General features: G+C 70.0%; 18 protein-coding genes. 9 read left to right on the forward strand and 9 right to left on the reverse strand.

The genetic code is table 11. The annotated features are described in order from the left end of the window. Positions 1–60: 60 nt before the first annotated feature. On the reverse strand, positions 61–969 hold the full coding sequence (locus ACIRR9_RS10250) for a pseudouridine-5'-phosphate glycosidase (protein ID WP_403749533.1): 909 nt from the start codon (positions 967–969) through the stop codon (positions 61–63). 99 nt (positions 970–1068) lie between these two features. On the opposite strand from ACIRR9_RS10250, the gene ACIRR9_RS10255 reads away from it, so the two are divergent. Further along, positions 1069–1497: a VOC family protein gene (locus ACIRR9_RS10255; RefSeq protein WP_403749535.1), complete on the forward strand. Its 429-nt coding sequence runs from the start codon at positions 1069–1071 to the stop codon at positions 1495–1497. A 74-nt stretch (positions 1498–1571) separates the two neighbouring features. Here the strand turns inward: ACIRR9_RS10255 and ACIRR9_RS10260 are convergent, their stop codons facing one another. Together ACIRR9_RS10260 and ACIRR9_RS10265 are read right to left on the reverse strand one after the other, a co-directional pair. Continuing rightward, complete coding sequence (locus tag ACIRR9_RS10260) at positions 1572–2126, reverse strand: methylated-DNA--[protein]-cysteine S-methyltransferase (RefSeq protein WP_403749537.1); 555 nt, start codon at positions 2124–2126, stop codon at positions 1572–1574. 50 nt (positions 2127–2176) lie between these two features. Continuing rightward, positions 2177–3046 (reverse strand): glycerophosphodiester phosphodiesterase, encoded by an 870-nt coding sequence (locus tag ACIRR9_RS10265; protein ID WP_403749540.1) that lies wholly within the window; start codon positions 3044–3046, stop codon positions 2177–2179. 277 nt (positions 3047–3323) lie between these two features. Between ACIRR9_RS10265 and ACIRR9_RS10270 the strand changes: the two genes are divergently transcribed. From ACIRR9_RS10270 to ACIRR9_RS10300, 7 genes are all read left to right on the forward strand, one after another. Then, a complete protein-coding gene (locus tag ACIRR9_RS10270) occupies positions 3324–4190 on the forward strand; it encodes an MHYT domain-containing protein (protein ID WP_365350958.1) in 867 nt (288 codons plus the stop codon). Positions 4191–4230: 40 nt separating this feature from the next. Next, the gene (gene uvrB / locus ACIRR9_RS10275; RefSeq protein WP_403749543.1) at positions 4231–6372 is read left to right on the forward strand and encodes an excinuclease ABC subunit UvrB; all 2142 of its coding nucleotides are present in this window, start codon (positions 4231–4233) and stop codon (positions 6370–6372) included. A gap of 157 nt (positions 6373–6529) precedes the next feature. Next, positions 6530–7108 (forward strand): TerD family protein, encoded by a 579-nt coding sequence (locus tag ACIRR9_RS10280; protein WP_316777536.1) that lies wholly within the window; start codon positions 6530–6532, stop codon positions 7106–7108. 81 nt (positions 7109–7189) lie between these two features. Further along, positions 7190–9133: a TerD family protein gene (locus ACIRR9_RS10285; RefSeq protein ID WP_403749546.1), complete on the forward strand. Its 1944-nt coding sequence runs from the start codon at positions 7190–7192 to the stop codon at positions 9131–9133. Between the two features lie 223 nt (positions 9134–9356). Then, positions 9357–10358, forward strand: a complete 1002-nt coding sequence (locus ACIRR9_RS10290) for a TerC family protein (RefSeq protein WP_403749548.1) — start codon at positions 9357–9359, stop codon at positions 10356–10358. 128 nt (positions 10359–10486) lie between these two features. After that, positions 10487–10789 (forward strand): hypothetical protein, encoded by a 303-nt coding sequence (locus tag ACIRR9_RS10295; protein WP_403749551.1) that lies wholly within the window; start codon positions 10487–10489, stop codon positions 10787–10789. Between the two features lie 115 nt (positions 10790–10904). Next, complete coding sequence (locus tag ACIRR9_RS10300; RefSeq protein ID WP_365350963.1) at positions 10905–12005, forward strand: ionic transporter y4hA; 1101 nt, start codon at positions 10905–10907, stop codon at positions 12003–12005. Positions 12006–12019: 14 nt separating this feature from the next. Here the strand turns inward: ACIRR9_RS10300 and ACIRR9_RS10305 are convergent, their stop codons facing one another. Further along, on the reverse strand, positions 12020–13291 hold the full coding sequence (locus ACIRR9_RS10305) for an MFS transporter (RefSeq protein WP_403749729.1): 1272 nt from the start codon (positions 13289–13291) through the stop codon (positions 12020–12022). 172 nt (positions 13292–13463) lie between these two features. On the opposite strand from ACIRR9_RS10305, the gene aroQ reads away from it, so the two are divergent. Next, positions 13464–13937 carry a type II 3-dehydroquinate dehydratase gene (aroQ, locus tag ACIRR9_RS10310; protein ID WP_403749554.1) on the forward strand — a complete coding sequence of 158 codons (474 nt, stop codon included), beginning with the start codon at positions 13464–13466 and terminating at the stop codon, positions 13935–13937. A gap of 4 nt (positions 13938–13941) precedes the next feature. Here the strand turns inward: aroQ and ACIRR9_RS10315 are convergent, their stop codons facing one another. From ACIRR9_RS10315 to ACIRR9_RS10335, 5 genes are all read right to left on the reverse strand, one after another. Further along, positions 13942–14697: an amino acid ABC transporter ATP-binding protein gene (locus tag ACIRR9_RS10315; protein WP_403749557.1), complete on the reverse strand. Its 756-nt coding sequence runs from the start codon at positions 14695–14697 to the stop codon at positions 13942–13944. Next, a complete protein-coding gene (locus ACIRR9_RS10320) occupies positions 14694–15623 on the reverse strand; it encodes an amino acid ABC transporter permease (RefSeq protein ID WP_403749559.1) in 930 nt (309 codons plus the stop codon). Before ACIRR9_RS10320 ends, ACIRR9_RS10315 begins: the two co-directional genes overlap by 4 nt. Further along, positions 15620–16504, reverse strand: a complete 885-nt coding sequence (locus tag ACIRR9_RS10325) for an ABC transporter substrate-binding protein (protein WP_403749561.1) — start codon at positions 16502–16504, stop codon at positions 15620–15622. The genes ACIRR9_RS10320 and ACIRR9_RS10325 overlap by 4 nt, the downstream gene beginning before the upstream one ends. 467 nt (positions 16505–16971) lie before the next feature. Next, positions 16972–17628, reverse strand: a complete 657-nt coding sequence (locus tag ACIRR9_RS10330; RefSeq protein ID WP_403749564.1) for an MBL fold metallo-hydrolase — start codon at positions 17626–17628, stop codon at positions 16972–16974. Between the two features lie 44 nt (positions 17629–17672). After that, complete coding sequence (locus ACIRR9_RS10335) at positions 17673–18359, reverse strand: maleylpyruvate isomerase family mycothiol-dependent enzyme (protein ID WP_403749567.1); 687 nt, start codon at positions 18357–18359, stop codon at positions 17673–17675. Positions 18360–18408: the final 49 nt, after the last annotated feature.

The raw sequence follows: 18408 nt of genomic DNA on the forward strand, positions 1-18408 counted from the left end.
CCGACGCCGCCTGCTTGCCCTGCGTCTCCTCCCGGCCCGGCGTCCCCTCTCCGCCCGTCGTCACCCCCTGGCCCACGCCGACGCGATCCGCGCCGCCAGCCGCACGTTGCCGCGCACGGCCGCCAGGTTGGCCTCCAGCGAGGCGCCGTCCGTGTGCCGGACCAGATAGCCGAGCAGGAACGGTGTCACCGCCTGACCGGTGATCCCTTCCGCCTCGCACGCGTGCAGCGCGTCGGCGAGCACGCGCGCGTGCAGCGCGGGATCGAGCTGCTCCGCCTCCGGAACGGGGTTGGCGACGATCAGCGCCGTGTCCGCCGCGTCGAGCGCGTCCTGCGCCCGCATGACCTCCGCGACCTGCTCCGGGGTCTCCAGCGTCCAGTCGACCGGGTGCCCCGAGTCGGACAGATAGAAGCCGGGGAAGCGGTCCGTGCCGAATCCGGCCACCGCCACGCCCAGGGTCTCCAGGCGCTGGAGGGTCGCCGGCACGTCCAGGATCGACTTCACGCCCGCACACACCACCGTGATCCGGGTGCGCGCCAGCAGCCCCAGGTCCGCGGACTCGTCCTGGGTCACCGTCCACTCCCGGTGCACCCCGCCGAGACCGCCCGTCGCGAACACCCGGAGGCCGGCCAGCGCCGCCAGCTGCGCGGTCGCCGACACGGTGGTCGCCCCGCTCGTCCCCGCGGCCACGGCGAGCGGCAGGTCGCGGTGGCCCAGCTTGCGGATCCCGACCTCGTTGGCGACCCGCTCCAACTGCTCCTTGTCCAGGCCGACATGGGGCCGCCCGTCCAGCACCGCGATGGTCGCGGGCACGGCACCCTCACGCCGTACCGCGTCCTCCAGCTCCAGCGCCACCTGGAGGTTGCGCGGGCGCGGCAGCCCGTGCGCGATGATCGTGGACTCCAGGGCGACCACTGCCCGACCCGCGTCGAGCGCCTCCCGGACCTCTTCCGACACCACCAGCACCACGTGCCCGCCTCCTGTCCGTCGGTCTTCCCTCATCCCTGGCGGGCGGCGCACCCGGCTAAACGCTTGCGGCCTGTGGGGGACACCACCAGCCTGGGCCGCATGACGAATCACACGGCACGTCTGGACCACGTCGTCCTGTGGGTCGCCGACCCGGTCGCCGCGGCCGGCTTCTACGAGCGGATGCTCGGCCTGGAGCCGCTGAGGGTCGCCGAGTTCGCCGCGGGAAAGACGCCCTTCCCCTCCGTACGCGTCAACGAGGAGACCATCCTCGACCTCGCACCGCTCACCCTCGCCGAGCGCATGCCCGCGCTCCCCGGCTCCGCCGGCAGCGCGGGCCACCCCGTCAACCACATCTGCCTGTCCCTGCCGTCCGAAGCCTTCGACGCCCTGCGCACCCGCCTCGCCGACCACGCCGTCCCCATGACCGACATCGGCCACGACTCCTACGGCGCCCGCGGCAGCGCCCCGCGCAACTTCTACTTCCGGGACCCGGACGGCAACGTCGTCGAGGCACGGCACTACGGCTGAGCCAGTACGGCTGACGGCGCTACGGCCGACCGTGCGCCCGGGCGGTTCGGAGTGGCGGGTCGGGGGCCTGCCGCTCAGAACAGCGGCTCGGGCAGCACACCCTCCAGCGCGAGCAGCTTCCGCTTGGTCTCCAGCCCGCCCCCGAATCCGCCGATACCGCCGTCGCTCTCCACCACCCGGTGACACGGCACGACGACCGGCAGCGGATTGGCGCCCATGGCGGCGCCCACCGCCTGCGCCCCGCCGGGCTGGCCGACCCGCCCCGCCAGATCGCCGTAACCCACGACGCTGCCGAACGGGACACCGGCGGCCAGCTCGCGGAGCACCTGCCGGTTGAAGCCGGAGATCAGCGACCAGTCCAGCGGCAGGTCGAAGTGCTGCCGCTCGCCCGCGAAGTACGCCCGCAGCTGGCGTATCGCCTCGGCCAGCACCGGCGCCGCGGGATCCTCGACGGGCTCGGTGCCCAGCCGGGCCGCCAGCCGCTCCAGAGCCCGCTCCCGCACCGGGTCGGTGGCGTGGAACACCACATTGACCAGGCCGTCGCGCGTCGCCGCCAGCAGCAGCGGACCGATGTCGCTGCCCACGAGGGCCCACACCACCCGCTGCTCGTACTGCCCTTCGCTGTCCATGTGTCCCACCGTACGGCCCGCCACTGACAACGCCCGCCGCCCGGCCGGGCTCAGTCGGCGCGCAGCGCGGCCCGCACCACGTCGGGCTTGTTGGTGATGATCCCGTCGACGCCGTAGCCGACGGCCCGCCACGTGGTGACCGCGTCGTTCACCGTCCAGGTGAAGACGCGCAGCCGCCTGCCGTGCGGTCCGTCGAGCGAGTGCACGGTGTTCACATAGCCGGCCGAGATCGAGTCCACCGAGGGATTGACGAGGTCGGCGAAGCGCGCGTACCGCTGCAGGGAGGCGACGGACGGAGTGCCGAGGTAGCCGGTCGTCACCGCCGGCTTCAGTTCGTGCACGATACGCAGGCTGTCCGCGCTGAAGCTCTGCACGACGATCCGGTCCAGGTGCCCACGGTCCAGCCAGCCCTCGTTGCCCAGCGTCTTCAGGATCTGCTGCTCGATGCCCGGGTACAGCTCCGGGTTCTTGATCTCGAGGAGCAGTTTCTCGTGGTTGTGCTCGATCCTGCGCATGTACTGCGCCAGCGTCGGCACGCGCGTGCCCGCGTACGAGGGGGAGAACCAGCTGCCCGCGTCCAGCCGGGCGATCTCGGCGGCGGTGAAGTCCTTCACCTTCCAGGGCGCCCGGCCGGGGAAGACCTTCTCGACGTCGGTCGTGCGATCGAGGCTGTCGTCGTGGATGACGACCAGGCGGCCGTCCTTGGTGCGCTGGACGTCGTTCTCGACCCAGGTGAAGCCCAGCGCGGCCGCCTTGTCGATGGCGGCCAGTGTGTTCTCCGGGGCGTAGGCGGAGGCACCCCGGTGCGCGAGCACCGTGGGCTCGGCGGCATCACCGGCCCGGGCGGCGGGTACCGGACTCAGCAGGGCGGCCGCTCCCAGAAGCGCCGTGGCCGTGGCGGCGACTGCGCGCGCGTGCATGCGTGCTCCTCACGTCCGGCGAATACGGACAGCACAAGACTGACAGCAGAGAGTCAACAGTGTCCGGGTACGGGATGACCACAGATTGAATGGAGTTGCCCAAGTCCGCTCACCGGTGCCGCACAACTGCGGCAAGGGCGTGTTTCTTTGCCGGAAAATCGTTCGACCATTCCGGTGGGGGTCATACTCTCTGCGTCAACCCTGACCGCTCGGGCGGTCCTGGGACGGGGGCGCATATCAAATATTCCGGGACGCAAAGGGTGAAGGGCAGCCACGTATGCAGGGCACGGTCGACGGATTCAGCTATGGGGTCGTCACCCCGCTGGTGGCCTATCTGATGGCCTGCCTCGGCGGTGCCCTCGGGCTGCGCTGCACGACCCGGGCGATGCTGGTGGCCCACTCCTGGCGGCCCGCCTGGCTCGCCCTGGGCTCGGCTGCCATCGGCTCCGGCATATGGACCATGCACTTCGTCGCCATGATGGGGTTCAGCGTCAAGGAGACGCCGATCCACTACGACAAGCCGATCACCTATGCGAGCCTCGGCCTCGCCATCCTCATGGTGGGCGTCGGGATCTTCATAGTCGGCTACCGGGGCGCCACCGGGACCGCGCTCTTCACCGGCGGCACCATCACCGGTCTGGGGATCGCCTCGATGCACTACCTGGGCATGGCCGGCCTGCGTCTCAACGGGAGCCTGCAGTACAACACGCTGACCGTGGCCGCTTCGGTCGTGATAGGCGTCGTGGCCGCCACCTCGGCCCTGTGGGCGGCCGGACAGATCCGCGGCTTCCTCTGGAGCATCGGCGCGAGCCTCGTCATGGGGCTCGCCGTCAGCGGCATGCACTACACCGGCATGGCCGCCCTCTCCGTCCACCTCCACGGCTCCGACGTACCGACCCCCGGCGACTCGCCCGCCACCCTGCTCGCCCCCATGCTGATCGGCCCGCTCGCCTTCCTCTGCATCGCCGCCGTGGTCGTGATCTTCGACCCGCTGATGGTCATGGGCAGGCCCGACCGGCTCCACGTGGAGCACAAGCCGGGTGTCCCGGCCGACGAGGTCACCCACCACCCGAGCCGTCGCTCGTCGCTGCGCGTCGGCCGCCAGCAGAGCCACCACAGCTCACGCACCCCGCAGAACCGCTGATCAGAACCGGTTGTCAGTGCGGGGTCGTACGGTGGATGCCATGCGGCCCGTTTCCCACATCGAACGCACGGTGGCGCCCTTCGAGGTCGTCAGTCCGTACCAGCCCAGCGGCGACCAGCCGGCAGCCATCGCCGACCTGGCCAAGCGCATCGAGGCCGGTGAGAAGGATGTCGTCCTCCTCGGCGCGACCGGCACCGGCAAGTCCGCCACCACCGCGTGGATGATCGAGAAGCTCCAGCGCCCGACCCTGGTGATGGCGCCGAACAAGACGCTGGCCGCCCAGCTGGCCAACGAGTTCCGCGAGCTCCTCCCGAACAACGCGGTCGAATACTTCGTCTCGTACTACGACTACTACCAGCCCGAGGCGTACGTCCCGCAGTCGGACACCTACATCGAGAAGGACTCCTCGATCAACGAGGAGGTCGAACGGCTGCGCCACTCCGCGACCAACTCGCTCCTCACCCGCCGTGACGTCATCGTGGTCGCCTCGGTGTCGTGCATCTACGGCCTCGGTACGCCGCAGGAGTACGTCGACCGGATGGTCCCGCTGCGGGTCGGCGACGAGATCGACCGCGACGACCTGCTGCGCCGCTTCGTCGACATCCAGTACACGCGCAACGACCTGGCCTTCACCCGCGGCACCTTCCGCGTCCGCGGCGACACCATCGAGATCTTCCCGGTCTACGAGGAGCTCGCGGTCCGCATCGAGATGTTCGGCGACGAGATCGAGGCGCTGTCGACGCTGCACCCGCTCACCGGCGAGATCATCAGCGACGACCAGCAGCTGTACGTCTTCCCGGCCTCCCACTACGTCGCGGGTCCCGAGCGACTGGAGCGGGCTGCCAACGACATCGAGAAGGAGCTGGGGGAGCGCCTGGCCGAGCTGGAGAAGCAGGGCAAGCTGCTGGAGGCCCAGCGCCTGCGCATGCGCACCACGTACGACCTCGAGATGCTCCGCCAGATCGGCACCTGCTCCGGCGTGGAGAACTACTCGATGCACTTCGACGGCCGCCTGCCCGGCTCCCCGCCCAACACCCTGCTCGACTACTTCCCGGACGACTTCCTCCTCGTCATCGACGAGTCGCATGTCACCGTGCCGCAGATCGGCGCCATGTACGAGGGCGACGCCTCCCGCAAGCGCACCCTCGTGGAGCACGGCTTCCGGCTGCCCTCGGCCCTGGACAACCGCCCCCTGAAGTGGGAGGAGTTCCAGGAGCGGATCGGGCAGGCCGTGTATCTGTCGGCGACCCCCGGCGCGTACGAGCTCTCCCGCGGCGACGGTGTCGTCGAGCAGATCATCCGCCCCACCGGCCTCATCGACCCGGAGGTCGTCGTCAAGCCCACCGAGGGCCAGATCGACGACCTGGTGCACGAGATCCGCAAGCGCACCGAGAAGGACGAGCGGGTCCTGGTCACCACACTCACCAAGAAGATGGCCGAGGACCTCACCGACTACTTCCTGGAACTCGGTATCCAGGTGCGCTATCTGCACAGCGACGTCGACACCCTGCGCCGCGTCGAGCTGCTGCGCGAACTGCGCTCCGGCGAGTTCGACGTCCTGGTCGGCATCAACCTCCTGCGTGAGGGCCTGGACCTGCCCGAGGTCTCCCTGGTGGCGATCCTCGACGCCGACAAGGAAGGCTTCCTGCGCTCGGGCACCTCGCTGATCCAGACCATCGGTCGCGCGGCGCGCAATGTCTCCGGCCAGGTCCACATGTACGCCGACAAGATCACCCCGGCGATGGAGAAGGCCATCGACGAGACCAACCGCCGCCGGGAGAAGCAGGTCGCCTACAACAAGGCCAACGGCATCGACCCGCAGCCGCTGCGCAAGAAGATCAACGACATCGTCTCGCAGATCGCCCGCGAAGAGGTCGACACCGAGCAGCTGCTCGGCTCGGGCTATCGCAAGCAGAAGGACGGCAAGGGCGCGAAGGCCCCTGTTCCGTCCCTGGGCGACAGGGCGGCCAAGGGCGCGAAGGCCGGCAAGGCCGCCAAGGGCAAGGAAGCCGTTCCGACCGATCGTCCGGCAGCCGAACTCGCCGAGCAGATCGAGGAGATGACGGAGCGTATGCGCGCCGCCGCCGCCGATCTGCAGTTCGAGATCGCGGCCCGGCTGCGCGACGAGGTCTCCGAGATGAAGAAGGAACTGCGCCAGATGAGGGAGGCGGGCCTGGCCTGACCCCTGATCCGCTGCCGGAACCCGGCAAGTACGCGAAGTGTTGCAGGACCGACACAAAGCGCGGGCCGGGGTTCGGCACTGTCAGTGGCGCTGCATAGGGTTTTGGTCAACCGCGGACTCCGCGGCAGCAGGGGACAACCGACGAGGGGAAGCAGCCGTGTCCGTCAACATGACCAAGGGTCAGGCCATCAGCCTGGAGAAGAAGGACGGGGGCTCCCTGAGCGCGGTCCGCATGGGTCTTGGCTGGAAGGCGGCGCCCCGGCGCGGGCTGTTCGGCTCGCGCACCCGTGAGATCGACCTGGACGCCTCGGCGGTGCTGTTCGCCGACAAGCAGCCCGTCGACGTCGTGTTCTTCCGCCACCTGGTGAGTGACGACGGTTCCGTCCGCCACACGGGCGACAACCTCGTCGGCGGCGCGGGCCAGGGCGGCGACGACGAGGCCATCCTCGTCGACCTCGCTCGCATCCCGGTCCACATCGACCAGATCGTCTTCACCGTCAACTCCTTCACCGGCCAGACCTTCCAGGAAGTGCAGAACGCCTTCTGCCGGCTGGTCGACGAGACCAACGGCCAGGAGCTCGCCCGCTACACGCTCGACGGCGGCGGCGAGTACACCGCCCAGATCATGGCGAAGGTGCACCGGTCGGGCTCGGGCTGGACGATGACGGCCCTGGGCGTTCCGGCCAAGGGCCGCACCTTCCAGGACCTGGTGCCGACGATCCTTCCGGTCCTCTAGCCTTTCGGTCCTCCAGCCTTTCGGTCTCCGAGAGGGGCCCGGCGGCGCACGACGACACGACACACAGGGGGACGTGGGCACATGGCGGCCGAGCTGATGCGCGGGCAGAACCATCCGCTCTCGCGGAACCGGATCGAGATCCGGATCTCGGCCGATGTGCCGGTCGTGGCCGGGGCCACCCTCGCCGACGAGAACGGCCAGGTACGGGGTGCCGACCGGGTGGCCCACCCGGGCGCGCCCGCCCTCCCCGGGATCGAGGTCTCCCGGCAGGCGGCCGCCGAACACCGCCTCGCCGTCGACCTCGGCACCGTGTCCGAGGCCGTGCACCGGGTCAGCGTCCTGATCGCCCTGCCCACCACGCCCGGCGGCCCGCTCCGCTTCGGCGCCGTCGCCGCGCCTCGCGCCGCGGTCGTCGGCCTCGACGGCGCCGAGGTCGCCGGCTACACCCTCACCGGCCTGGACGCCGAGTCGGCGGTCGTCGCCCTGGAGCTCTACCGTCGCCAGGGCGCCTGGAAGATCCGCGCGGTCGGCCAGGGCTACGCGGAGGGCCTCACCGCACTGTTCACCGACCAGGGCCTGCCCGAGGCCGCCGAACTCGCCGGCGGCATCGAGGAAGCAGTGGCGCGCGGCATGGCCCGCTCGGTTCCGGCGGGTACGACGCAGACCGACCGCTCCCGTCGTACGGCCGCATCCGTCGCCGAGCCCGACCTGCCCGGCACCGCCCCCGCTGCCGACTCCGCGTACGACGCTCGGACGTCGCCCGCTGCCTCCGGCACACCCGGCGCCGCACAGGGCTCCACTTCGCCCGGCGGCCCCGTCGACTACACACATCCCAGGCGCCACCAGGCATCCCCGCCCACGGCCCCGGCGGCTCCCGCTCCTGCGGAGGGGCCCGTGCCGCCCGTCGCGGGTGACGCGGTCGGCTGGTCCATGGACGAGCGGCTGTACAACCAGGTCTGGGGCATGTTCGAGGACCTGGCCCGCTCCACCGCCGCCTACCGCAGTGCCGTCGATTTCGCCGAGTCGCGTATGGAGAAGGAGCTCGACCAGGTCCTCTCCGACCCGCGCAACCGCCTGGGCGCGACGGGCGACGCCGCGCGGGACGCGGCCCGTGCCCGGCAGGCCCAGTTGGCCGCCCAGGCCCGCGCGGCCCTCGACCGTGATCTCGCCCAGCTCACCGCGGAGTCCGAGGTCGTCGAGCCCGCTCTGCCACCGGCGTATGCCCGCTGGGACAACCCCGTCTGGCACGGCTACCGGGTGCCGACGGAACCGCCGATGGCCGTGCGCCTCGGCGACCTCCATCTCCCGGAGAGTGCCCCGCTGCGCATTCCGATGCTGGTCAGGCTGCCGCTGGAGCGGGGCCTGTGGATCGACAGCGGGCTCGTCCCGACTGCCGACGGCGCATTTCCCGACGCCGGCGAGCTACGGCACCTCGCCTTGCAGACGGCGGTGGCGCTCGCGGCCCGACTGCTCGCCGCCCACCCGGCGGGGGAGTTCGGCGTGCAGGTCATCGATCCTGCCGGTGCCGGCGCGTCCGCGCTGGCACCGCTGATGGGAGCCGGTGTGCTGACCGCGCCGCCCGCGACGGGTGCCGCCGGGGTGGTAGAGGCGCTGGGGCGGCTGACCGAGCGCGTCGACCTGGTGCAGATGGCGGTGCGCGGTGGCGCTGCCGACGCACTGCCGCCCGGTCTGGACACCTCACGGCAGCTGCTGATCGTCAATGACTTCCCGCACGGCTTCGACGACCGTGCCGTGACCCAGCTCCGCTATCTCGCGGACGAGGGCCCGGACGTAGGTGTCCATCTCCTGCTGGTCGCCGATCGCGAGGACGCCGTCGCCTACGGCCCGTTGCTGGACCCGCTCTGGCGTTCGCTGATGCGACTCACGCCGGTACCGGACGATCACCTGGCCGACCCGTGGGTGGGGCATGCCTGGACGTACGAACCCTGCCTCGTGCCTGCCGGCAGCCATGTGCTCCAGCAGGTGCTCACTCAGGTGGCGATCGCCCGCACCAAGCGTATGTAAAACCATCTGACCAGCCAATTTGGCCTTTCTTTTACCAATGACTTTACCTTTCCTTGGTGATTGGGGTACTGTTTTCCACACGGAGGGGAGTACTCCCTGTCTGCTGCGGCGTACCCGTCAATACGGATCCGACCGGATCCCGGGGCGTCGGCCCGTCTCGGGTGGAAGAGACCTCCGGCAGCGATGACGCTGACCTTTTGCCCGTTCACGAACCGGAGGCGCAGTGGATGTATCCGTGACCCTGTGGGTCCTTACCATTCTGGGGCTGGCCGCCCTGATCGCGGTCGACTTCTTCATCGGCCGCAAGCCGCACGACGTGTCCGTCAAGGAAGCCGGAATCTGGACCGTCGTCTGGATCGTGCTGGCCGGACTCTTCGGACTCGGCCTGCTCCTCTTCTCCGGCGGCCAGCCCGCCGGCGAGTTCTTCGCCGGCTTCATCACCGAGAAGTCGCTGAGCGTCGACAACCTCTTCGTCTTCGTCCTGATCATGGCGAAGTTCGCCGTGCCCTCGCAGTACCAGCAGCGGGTGCTGCTCGTCGGAGTCCTCATAGCCCTGGTCCTGCGGGCCGCATTCATCGCCGCGGGCGCCGCGATCCTCGCCAGTTTCTCGTGGGTCTTCTACCTCTTCGGTGCCTTCCTGATCTGGACCGCCTGGAAGCTGATCCAGGAGGCCCGGACCGACGAGGAGGAAGAGGAGTTCGAGGAGAACAAGCTGCTCAAGGCCGCGGAGCGCAGGTTCGGAGTGGCCGACCGCTACCACGGCACCAAGCTGTGGATCCAGCAGAACGGCAAGCGGGTCATGACCCCGATGCTGGTCGTGATGCTCGCGATCGGTACGACCGATGTCCTGTTCGCGCTGGACTCGATCCCCGCGATCTTCGGCCTGACGCAGGACCCGTACATCGTCTTCACGGCCAACGCCTTCGCGCTGATGGGTCTGCGGCAGCTGTACTTCCTCATCGGCGGACTGCTGAGAAAACTGGTCCACCTCTCCTACGGCCTGTCGATCATCCTCGGCTTCATCGGCGTCAAACTGGTGCTGCACGCACTGCACGAGTCCGGCGTCCATGTCCCGGAGATCAGCATCCCGGTCTCGCTCGGCGTCATCTGCGCGGTCCTGATCGTCACCACGATCACCAGCCTCAGGGCCTCCCGGAAGCAGGCGGCGGCCGAGGCGGCGCAGACGCGGAGCGAAGGCGCTCCGAAGGACAGCATCGACGTCTGACCACGCCGGACGTAGGAACAACCACCCCGTGGAGCGGTGCGAAGCCGATTGCCGACCGCCGCTCCCGATGCTTCCTTTGGCTGCAGGGCGTCCCAGGTCGGGGACGCCACCGCCCGGTGGAGGCAGCCGTGACGTTCGTCCAGATCATCGACTTCGAAACCGACCGCATCGACGAGATGAGGGCACTCGCCGAGAGCATGGACAGCCAGTTCGCCGACAGCGAGAACGGCCCCGCCCGTCGCCTGATCCTCAGGGACCGGAGCAGGCCCGGCCACTACCTCGGCGTCATCGAGTTCGACTCCTACGAGGAGGCCATGCAGAACAGCAACGACCCCGGGACAACCAAGTTCGCCGAACAGATGGCCGCTTTGTGTACCCGGCCGCCGTCCTTCACCGACTGTGACGTCGTGGACGTGACCGACTTCAGGTAACCGCTCGACCGACCGCGCCCCGTACGACCCGGGGGCCGTGCCGTACTGCCGGCAGGCCCCCGGAGCCAGAAAGGACCGGAATGCGAACCCCGAACGCCTCTGCCACCATCGCTGCATGATCACTCGGTTCAGGTCGCTCACCACTGGGTGGACGCTCCTCGTGCCGATGCTCGCGGTCGTCCTGCTCCTGTTCACCTGGGGCCGTCATCTGCCCGGCGCCCTCGTCGCGCTGGTGACCGTGGTCCTCGCCGGATCCGTCCTCGCCGCCGTCCACCACGCCGAGGTCGTGGCCCACCGGGTCGGCGAACCCTTCGGCTCCCTGGTCCTCGCCATCGCTGTCACGATCATCGAGGTCGCCCTGATCGTCACCCTCATGGCCGACGGCGGCGACAAGAGCTCCACCCTGGCCCGCGACACCGTCTTCGCCGCCGTGATGATCACCTGCAATGGCATCGTCGGACTCTGCCTCCTCGTCGCCTCCCTGCGACACGGCACCGCGGTTTTCAACCCCGAGGGCACCGGCGCCGCTCTCGCGACCGTGGCCACCCTGGCCACGCTCAGCCTGGTACTGCCGACCTTCACCACCAGCAAACCCGGCCCGGAGTTCTCCGGTGTACAGCTGACCTTCGCGGCCCTGTCCTCACTGATCCTGTACGGCCTGTTCGTGGCGACCCAGACGGTCCGTCACCGCGACTACTTCCTGCCGATCACCCGGCAGGGCGAGGTGATCACCGCCGACGACCATGCCGCGGTCCCGTCGCAGCGGACCTCCTGGATCAGTCTCGGCCTGCTGGGCCTCGCCCTCGTCGGCGTCGTGGGGCTGGCCAAGGGCGTGTCGCCGGCGATCGAGTCCGGCGTGCAGGCAGCCGGCCTGCACCAGGCCGTCGTCGGTGTGGTCATCGCCCTGCTGGTGCTGCTCCCCGAGACCATCGCCGCCCTGCGCTCCGCCCGCCGGGACCGGGTGCAGACCAGCCTCAACCTGGCGCTCGGCTCGGCCATGGCCAGCATCGGCCTGACCATCCCCGCAGTCGCCCTCGCCTCCATCTGGCTCTCCGGCCCTCTGGTCCTCGGCCTCGGCGCGACCCACATGCTGCTGCTCGCGCTGACCGTCGTGGTCAGTTCCCTGACGGTGGTGCCGGGCCGGGCCACACCGCTCCAGGGCGGCGTCCACCTGGTGCTGTTCTTCGCCTACCTGGAGCTGGCGATCAACCCGTAGCGGGTCCGGGAGCCTCACCCGGCGACCGGCTCGACGGCCGCCACCGGCACCGGACGCGTCTCCGGCAGCAGCGCGAAGCAGCCGAGGCTCAGCAGGGCGATCGCCGTCAGATACGCCGCCACTCCCCACGGCACCCGTCCGCTGTGCTCCGCCAGTGCCGTCGCCACGATCGGCGTGAGGGCGCCGCCGAGGACCCCGCCGAGGTTGTAACCGACGGCGGCTCCGGTGCAACGCACCCGGGGCTCGTACAGCTCCGGCAGATAGGCGGCGACGACGGCGAACATGGTGATGAAGGCGACGAGTGCGCCGGTGAACCCGATGAACATCAGCAGGGGCTGACCGGTCGCCAGCAGCGCGACCATCGGGAACGTCCACAGCACCGATGCCGTGCACCCCACCAGACACAGCGGCTTGCGCCCGTAGCGGTCGCCGAGCAGAGCCATCACCGGTGTGAGCGAGCCCTTCACCACCACGGCGGCCATGATGCAGGTCAGCATCACGGTACGGCTCACTCCGAGCCGCTCCGTCCCGTACGTCAGCGACCAGGTCGTCACCGCGTAGAACACCGCGTAGCCGACCGCGAGTGCGCCCGCCGTCAGCAGCACCAGCCGCCAGTGGTGCCGTACGACCTCCTCGAGCGGCACGCGCGCGTGGTCGTCGATCTCCAGGAACCGCGGGCTCTCGGCGAGCGACGAACGCAGCCAGAGCCCGCCCAGCGCCAGTGCCCCCGCCATCCAGAACGGCACCCGCCACCCCCATTGCGCGAACTGCGCGTCGGACAGCGACGCCGACAGGACCAGCATCACGCCGTTGGCGAGCAGAAAGCCGACGGCCGGACCGATCTGCGGAAAGCTCGACCACAGGGCGCGCCGCCCGGGGGGCGCGTGCTCGGCGGTCAGCAGCACCGCTCCGCCCCATTCCCCGCCGAGCCCCAGCCCCTGCAGAAATCGCAGCACGAGCAGCAGCACGGGAGCGGCCACGCCGAGCGTGCCGTACGTCGGCACGCATCCGACCGCGACCGTCGAGGCGCCGGTCAGCAGCAGGGACGCGACCAGGACCGGGCGCCGGCCCCGTCGGTCCCCGATGTGCCCGAACAGCACCGAGCCGAGCGGCCGGGCCACGAACCCCACGCCGAACGTCCCGAACGCCGCCAGCGTCCCCGCGAGCGACGAGAACGTCGGGAAGAACAACGGGCCCAGAACGAGCGCCGCGGCCGTGCCGTAGACGAAGAAGTCGTAGAACTCGATCGCGGTCCCGACGAGCGAGGCGGCCGCCAGCCGCGGCATCGAGGGGGCCCTTACGGTGCGTGCATCGTGCATGCCGCGTCAACCACCCACGGTGATCGCGAGTTACGGGGGCGCACGACGTCCTTCGCAGGCGCCTGGGCGCACCGTGATAGACCGGTCTGAGCCGCGGTCCGCCCAGGACCGTTCATCGTCCGAACGGACCGGAGGAATCGTGCCCCGCACCCTGGCCAACGCCCCGATCATGATCCTGAACGGGCCCAATCTGAACCTGCTCGGCCAGCGCCAGCCCGAGATCTACGGCTCCGACACGCTCGCCGACATCGAGGCCCTGTGCGTCAAGGCGGCGGCCGCGCACGGGGGCACGGTGGACTTCCGGCAGTCCAACCACGAGGGCCAACTGGTCGACTGGATCCACGAGGCCCGCCTCGGCCACTGCGGAATCGTCATCAACCCGGGCGCCTACTCGCACACTTCGGTCGCGATCCTGGATGCCCTCAACACCTGCGACGGCATGCCGGTGTTGGAGGTCCACATCTCCAACATCCACAAGCGCGAGTCGTTCCGGCACCACTCGTACGTCTCGCTGCGTGCCGACGGGGTGATCGCGGGATGCGGTGTGCAGGGCTATGTGTTCGGAGTGGAGCGGGTGGCGGCGCTGGTCGGCGCCGCCACCGCCGAGGCGTGACGCCTCAGAGCCGTCCGGCCTCCACGATCCGCCGCAGGAAGCGCCGGGTGCGCTCCTGCTGCGGGTCGCCGAAGACCTGATCGGCGGTGCCGCGTTCCAGGACGACGCCGCCGTCCAGGAAGCAGACCTGGTCGGCGACGTCCCGGGCGAAGCCCATCTCGTGCGTCGCCAGCACCATCGTCATGCCCTCGTCCTCCTTCAGGTCACGGACCACGGTGAGCACCTCGCCCACCAGCTCAGGGTCGAGGGCGGCGGTGATCTCGTCGAGCAGCAGCAGCCGGGGCCGTACCGCCAGAGCGCGCACGATCGCCACACGCTGCTGCTGACCGCCGCTCAGCCGGTCGGGGTAGGCGCTCGCCTTGTCGCCCAGCCCGAGGCGCTCCAGGAGCTCCCTGGCCCGCTCCTCGGCCTCCGCGCGGGAGACGCCGTGCACCCGGCGCGGCGCCAGCGTGATGTTGTCCAGCACGGTCATGTGCGGGAAGAGGTTGTACGCCTGGAACACCACGCCGATACGGCGACGCACCGCGTCCTGGTCGGCGCGCGGGTCGGTGATCTCCTCGCCGTCCAGCCAGATCGCGCCGTCGTCGATCTCCTCCAGGAGGTTGACGCAGCGCAGCAACGTCGACTTGCCGGAGCCGGAGGCGCCGATCAGTGCGGTCACCGTGTGCGGGGCGACCTCCAGGTCGACGTCCCGCAGGACGACCGAGTCACCGAAGGTCTTTCGCACGGACTCCATGCGCAGAACGGGCCCGTCGCTCATATCGATCCTCCCTGGGCCCGCTGCCGGTCCATCCTGGCCGTCACCCAGTCCGTGAAGCGGGTCATCGGGATGGTCAGCGCCACGAAGACCAGCCCCGCGACGATGTACGGCGTGTAGTTGAGGCTGCGCTGCGCGATGATGTCGGACGCCCGTACGGCATCGATCGCGCCGCCGATCGACACGAGTCCGGTGTCCTTCTGCAGCGACACCAGGTCGTTCAGCAGCGGCGGCACCTGACGGCGTACGGCCTGGGGGAGCACCACGTACCGCAGCGCCTGCCGGTTGGTCAGCCCCAGCGAGCGGGCCGCCGCGCGCTGCGAGGGGTGCACGGACTCGATGCCCGCGCGGAACACCTCGGCCACGTACGCGGAGTACGTCAGTGTCAGCGCCGCGCCGCCCAGCAGTACGGGATCGACGGTCACGCCCTGGAGGCGCAGCGCCGGTACACCGAAGACCACGATCATCAGGTTGATGAGCAGCGGCAGACCGCGGAAGAAGTCGGTGTACGCCGCCGCCAGCGCCCGCAGGGGGAAGAACACCGGCCCCGGCAGGGTGCGGGCGATGGCGATCAGCATGCCCAGGACGAGCACCAGCACACCGCAGATCAGCAGCAGCCGGACGTTGAGCCACAGACCTTCGAGGACCTTGGGCAACGCCTCGCGCGCGTACTGCCCGTCGAAGAAGGTCTCCTTGGTGCGCTCCCAGCCGGGCGCGCTGACCACGACCAGATACAGGACGACGGCCGTGACCAGGGTCGACAGCGCGGCGATCGCGGTCGCCCGGCGGGCGCGGGCACGCCTGTAGCGCTCCCGCTCCAGCCGTCGTTCGGAGGGGGTGTACCCGTCGGCGCCCTTCGGGGCGCCGACGGGCATGTCGCCCTTGTCGTCCGTACCCTCCTGGCCGGACTCGTCCTTGGTGACCGTCACTTGAGCACCGGGGCGTCGACGGCGTCGGAGAGCCACTGCTTGTCCAGCTTCGCCAGGGTGCCGTCCTTGCGCAGGGCGTCCACGGCCGACGACACGCAGGAGGTGAGGGCGCTGCCCTTGTCCAGGACGAGCCCGAACTGCTCGGGCGTACCGCCCTGGTTCTCGAACTGGCCGACGATCTTGGCGTTCGTCACCTGGGCCGCGGTCACGTAGAAGGCGGTCGGCAGGTCGGTGACGATCGCGTCCACCTGACCGTTCTTGAGCGCCGACACGGCCTGGTCGTTCTTGGAGAACACGGCGGCCTCCTGGGACGGCTTCACCACGTCGCTGATGTAGTTGAGGCTCGTCGTGCCGACCTGGGCACCCAGCTTGAGGCCCTTGAGACCGGCGATGCTCGTCGCCTTCGCGGCCTTGCTGCCCTTGAGCGCGATGACCGCCTGGCGCACGTCGTAGTAGCCGGACGAGAAGTCCACGGCCTTCTTGCGCTCGGCGCTGATGGACACCTGGTTGATGTCGAAGTCGAAGGTCTTCACACCGGGCGCGAACGCCTTGTTGAACGGCACGCTCTGCCAGACGACCGCGCTCTTGTCGTATCCGAGCTGCTTCGCCACGGCGTACGCGACCGCCGACTCGAAGCCCTCGCCGTTGGCCGGCTTGTCATCCTTGAACCACGGTTCGTACGCCGGCTCGTCCGTCGCGATCGTCAGCTTGCCGGAGGTCTGGGTGGCCAGCTTGCCCTTGGCACAGGTGGCGCCGGACGACGAGGAGGACGCGCCGGACGCCTTCTCCTCCGGCTGGGGAGCACAGCCGACAGCGGTGGCGAGCAGGGCTATGGTGGCGGCAGCGGCAGCGCGACGCAGTGCGCTCGGGGCAAGGTGCATGGCGGGAGAGTGACAGCGAAAGCCGCGTTTGTCCAGGTCAAGAGGGTATTTGTCCGCATACTGGGAACGGGTGTTGCGGTCTTGTGAACGTTGTCCCCCGCGTCGCGTCGCGGGACGGACAGGCCAAGGCCGCCGGCCGAGGGCGGGGATTGATGACCGGCGGCCCGTACCGCGCAGGAGCCGTCATCCTGAGCGGGGCTGCTCCCAGTTGACCGCGCAGCCACGCGCGCGGGGAGCGTGCGCTGGGCTCCGGCGTGTGCGAACTGTTCACACGGGGCGTGCGATGGGACTACGCGGGGCGTACAAGGCCCGCGCGCAGGGCGCGAGTTAGGAGAAGTGCGCCGGGAGTGTGTTGAGGCCCGTGTGCGGGGTGCGTGCGCCAGGCGCGTGGCGTACGGGTGCGCTCATGCCGCACCCGTACGATCCGTGCGCCCGCCCCTCGGGATCGGGGAACCGTGTCCCCGCGCTCACCACCCGCGCGCGTGCCACTCCGGCAGGTGCGGGCGCTCGGTGCCCAGCGTGGTGTCGTTGCCGTGTCCCGGGTACACCCAGGTCTCGTCGGGCAGGGTGCCGAAGATCTTCGTCTCGACGTCGTGGATCAGGCTGGCGAAGGCCACCGGATCCTTGCGCGTGTTGCCGACACCGCCGGGGAAGAGGCAGTCCCCGGTGAAGACGTGCGGGTGGCCGTGCGGGTCGTCGTAGACCAGGGCGATGGAGCCGGGGGTGTGGCCGACGAGATGGCGGGCGGTCAGTTCCACGCGGCCGACCCGGATGACGTCGCCGTCGTCGACGGGGACATCGGTGGTGACCGGGATGCCGGGGGCGTCCTCGCGGCCCGCGTACGTCCGCGCGCCGGTGGTGGCGACGACCTCGGCCAATGCCTGCCAGTGGTCGCCGTGCCGGTGCGTGGTGACGACGGAGGTGATGCCGTCGTCACCGATCATGCCCAGGAGCGTCTCCGCGTCGTTGGCCGCGTCGATCAGCAACTGCTCGTCCGTGGCGCGGCAGCGCAGCAGATAGGCGTTGTTGTCCATCGGCCCGACCGCGATCTTGGTGATCATCAGGTCCTTGAGCTCGTGCACGTCTGCCGGCCCGCCGACCGTGACCTCTCCGCTGTACGTCATGGCGGTCACCTTATAGCGGGGAGTGGCGGACGGGGTGCCGTGCGCTACAGCGGAGGAAGCGCGGGCAGTGAGCCGTCCTTCACCGTCAGGGCGGAACCGTCGCGGCGGCCGGCGAGCCAGCCGAGCAGGTCGGCCGGCTGTCCGGTGACGGTGACCTCCGCCTCGGCCGCCTTCCGCCCGGTGTGCCACGCGCGCGTGCCGTCCGTGATCCGCGTCGCCGGGACGTCGGGGTGTGCGAGGAAGCGGTCCGCGAGAAAGTCGATCTCGCGCTCCGTGAACTCCTGCGGAAGATCCTCCAGCTCGTACCCGATGCCGAGATCGACATGGTGCAGCTCGACCTCGGCCCAGCGCCGGAACGGCACCTGTGCCGCCGAGTCGGTGACCCCGTTCCGCAGCTCCACCGTGCGCGTCCAGTCCGCGGGCTCGGCGCCCAGTGCCCGGAAGCGGGCGTCGCATGCGCGCAGGTCGGCGGTCTGGACGTCGAGCGGGCGCGGCGCGTCACGCTCGATGTCGGCGTCCCGCGCCTCGCCCGAGACGTACATGGGACGACCGTCGAGGACGTTCGTGAGCGCGTCCGCGTTGCGGGCGAGGTGGGCCAGAATGTGGCCGACGGTCCAGCCCGGCAGCCGTGACGGTCGCGCCACGGACGCGTTGTCCAGTTCGGCGACCGCGGTGAGGAGTCGTTCCGTCGCTTCTTGTACAGACGCCAGGTCATGAGCGTGATCAATCATGGGGCTGACGGTAGCCCTGCCACACCTTCGGGTGAAGGTTTCGCGCGAA

This window comes from Streptomyces sp. NPDC101234, from assembly GCF_044767525.1.
Lineage (GTDB): Bacteria > Actinomycetota > Actinomycetes > Streptomycetales > Streptomycetaceae > Streptomyces > Streptomyces sasae.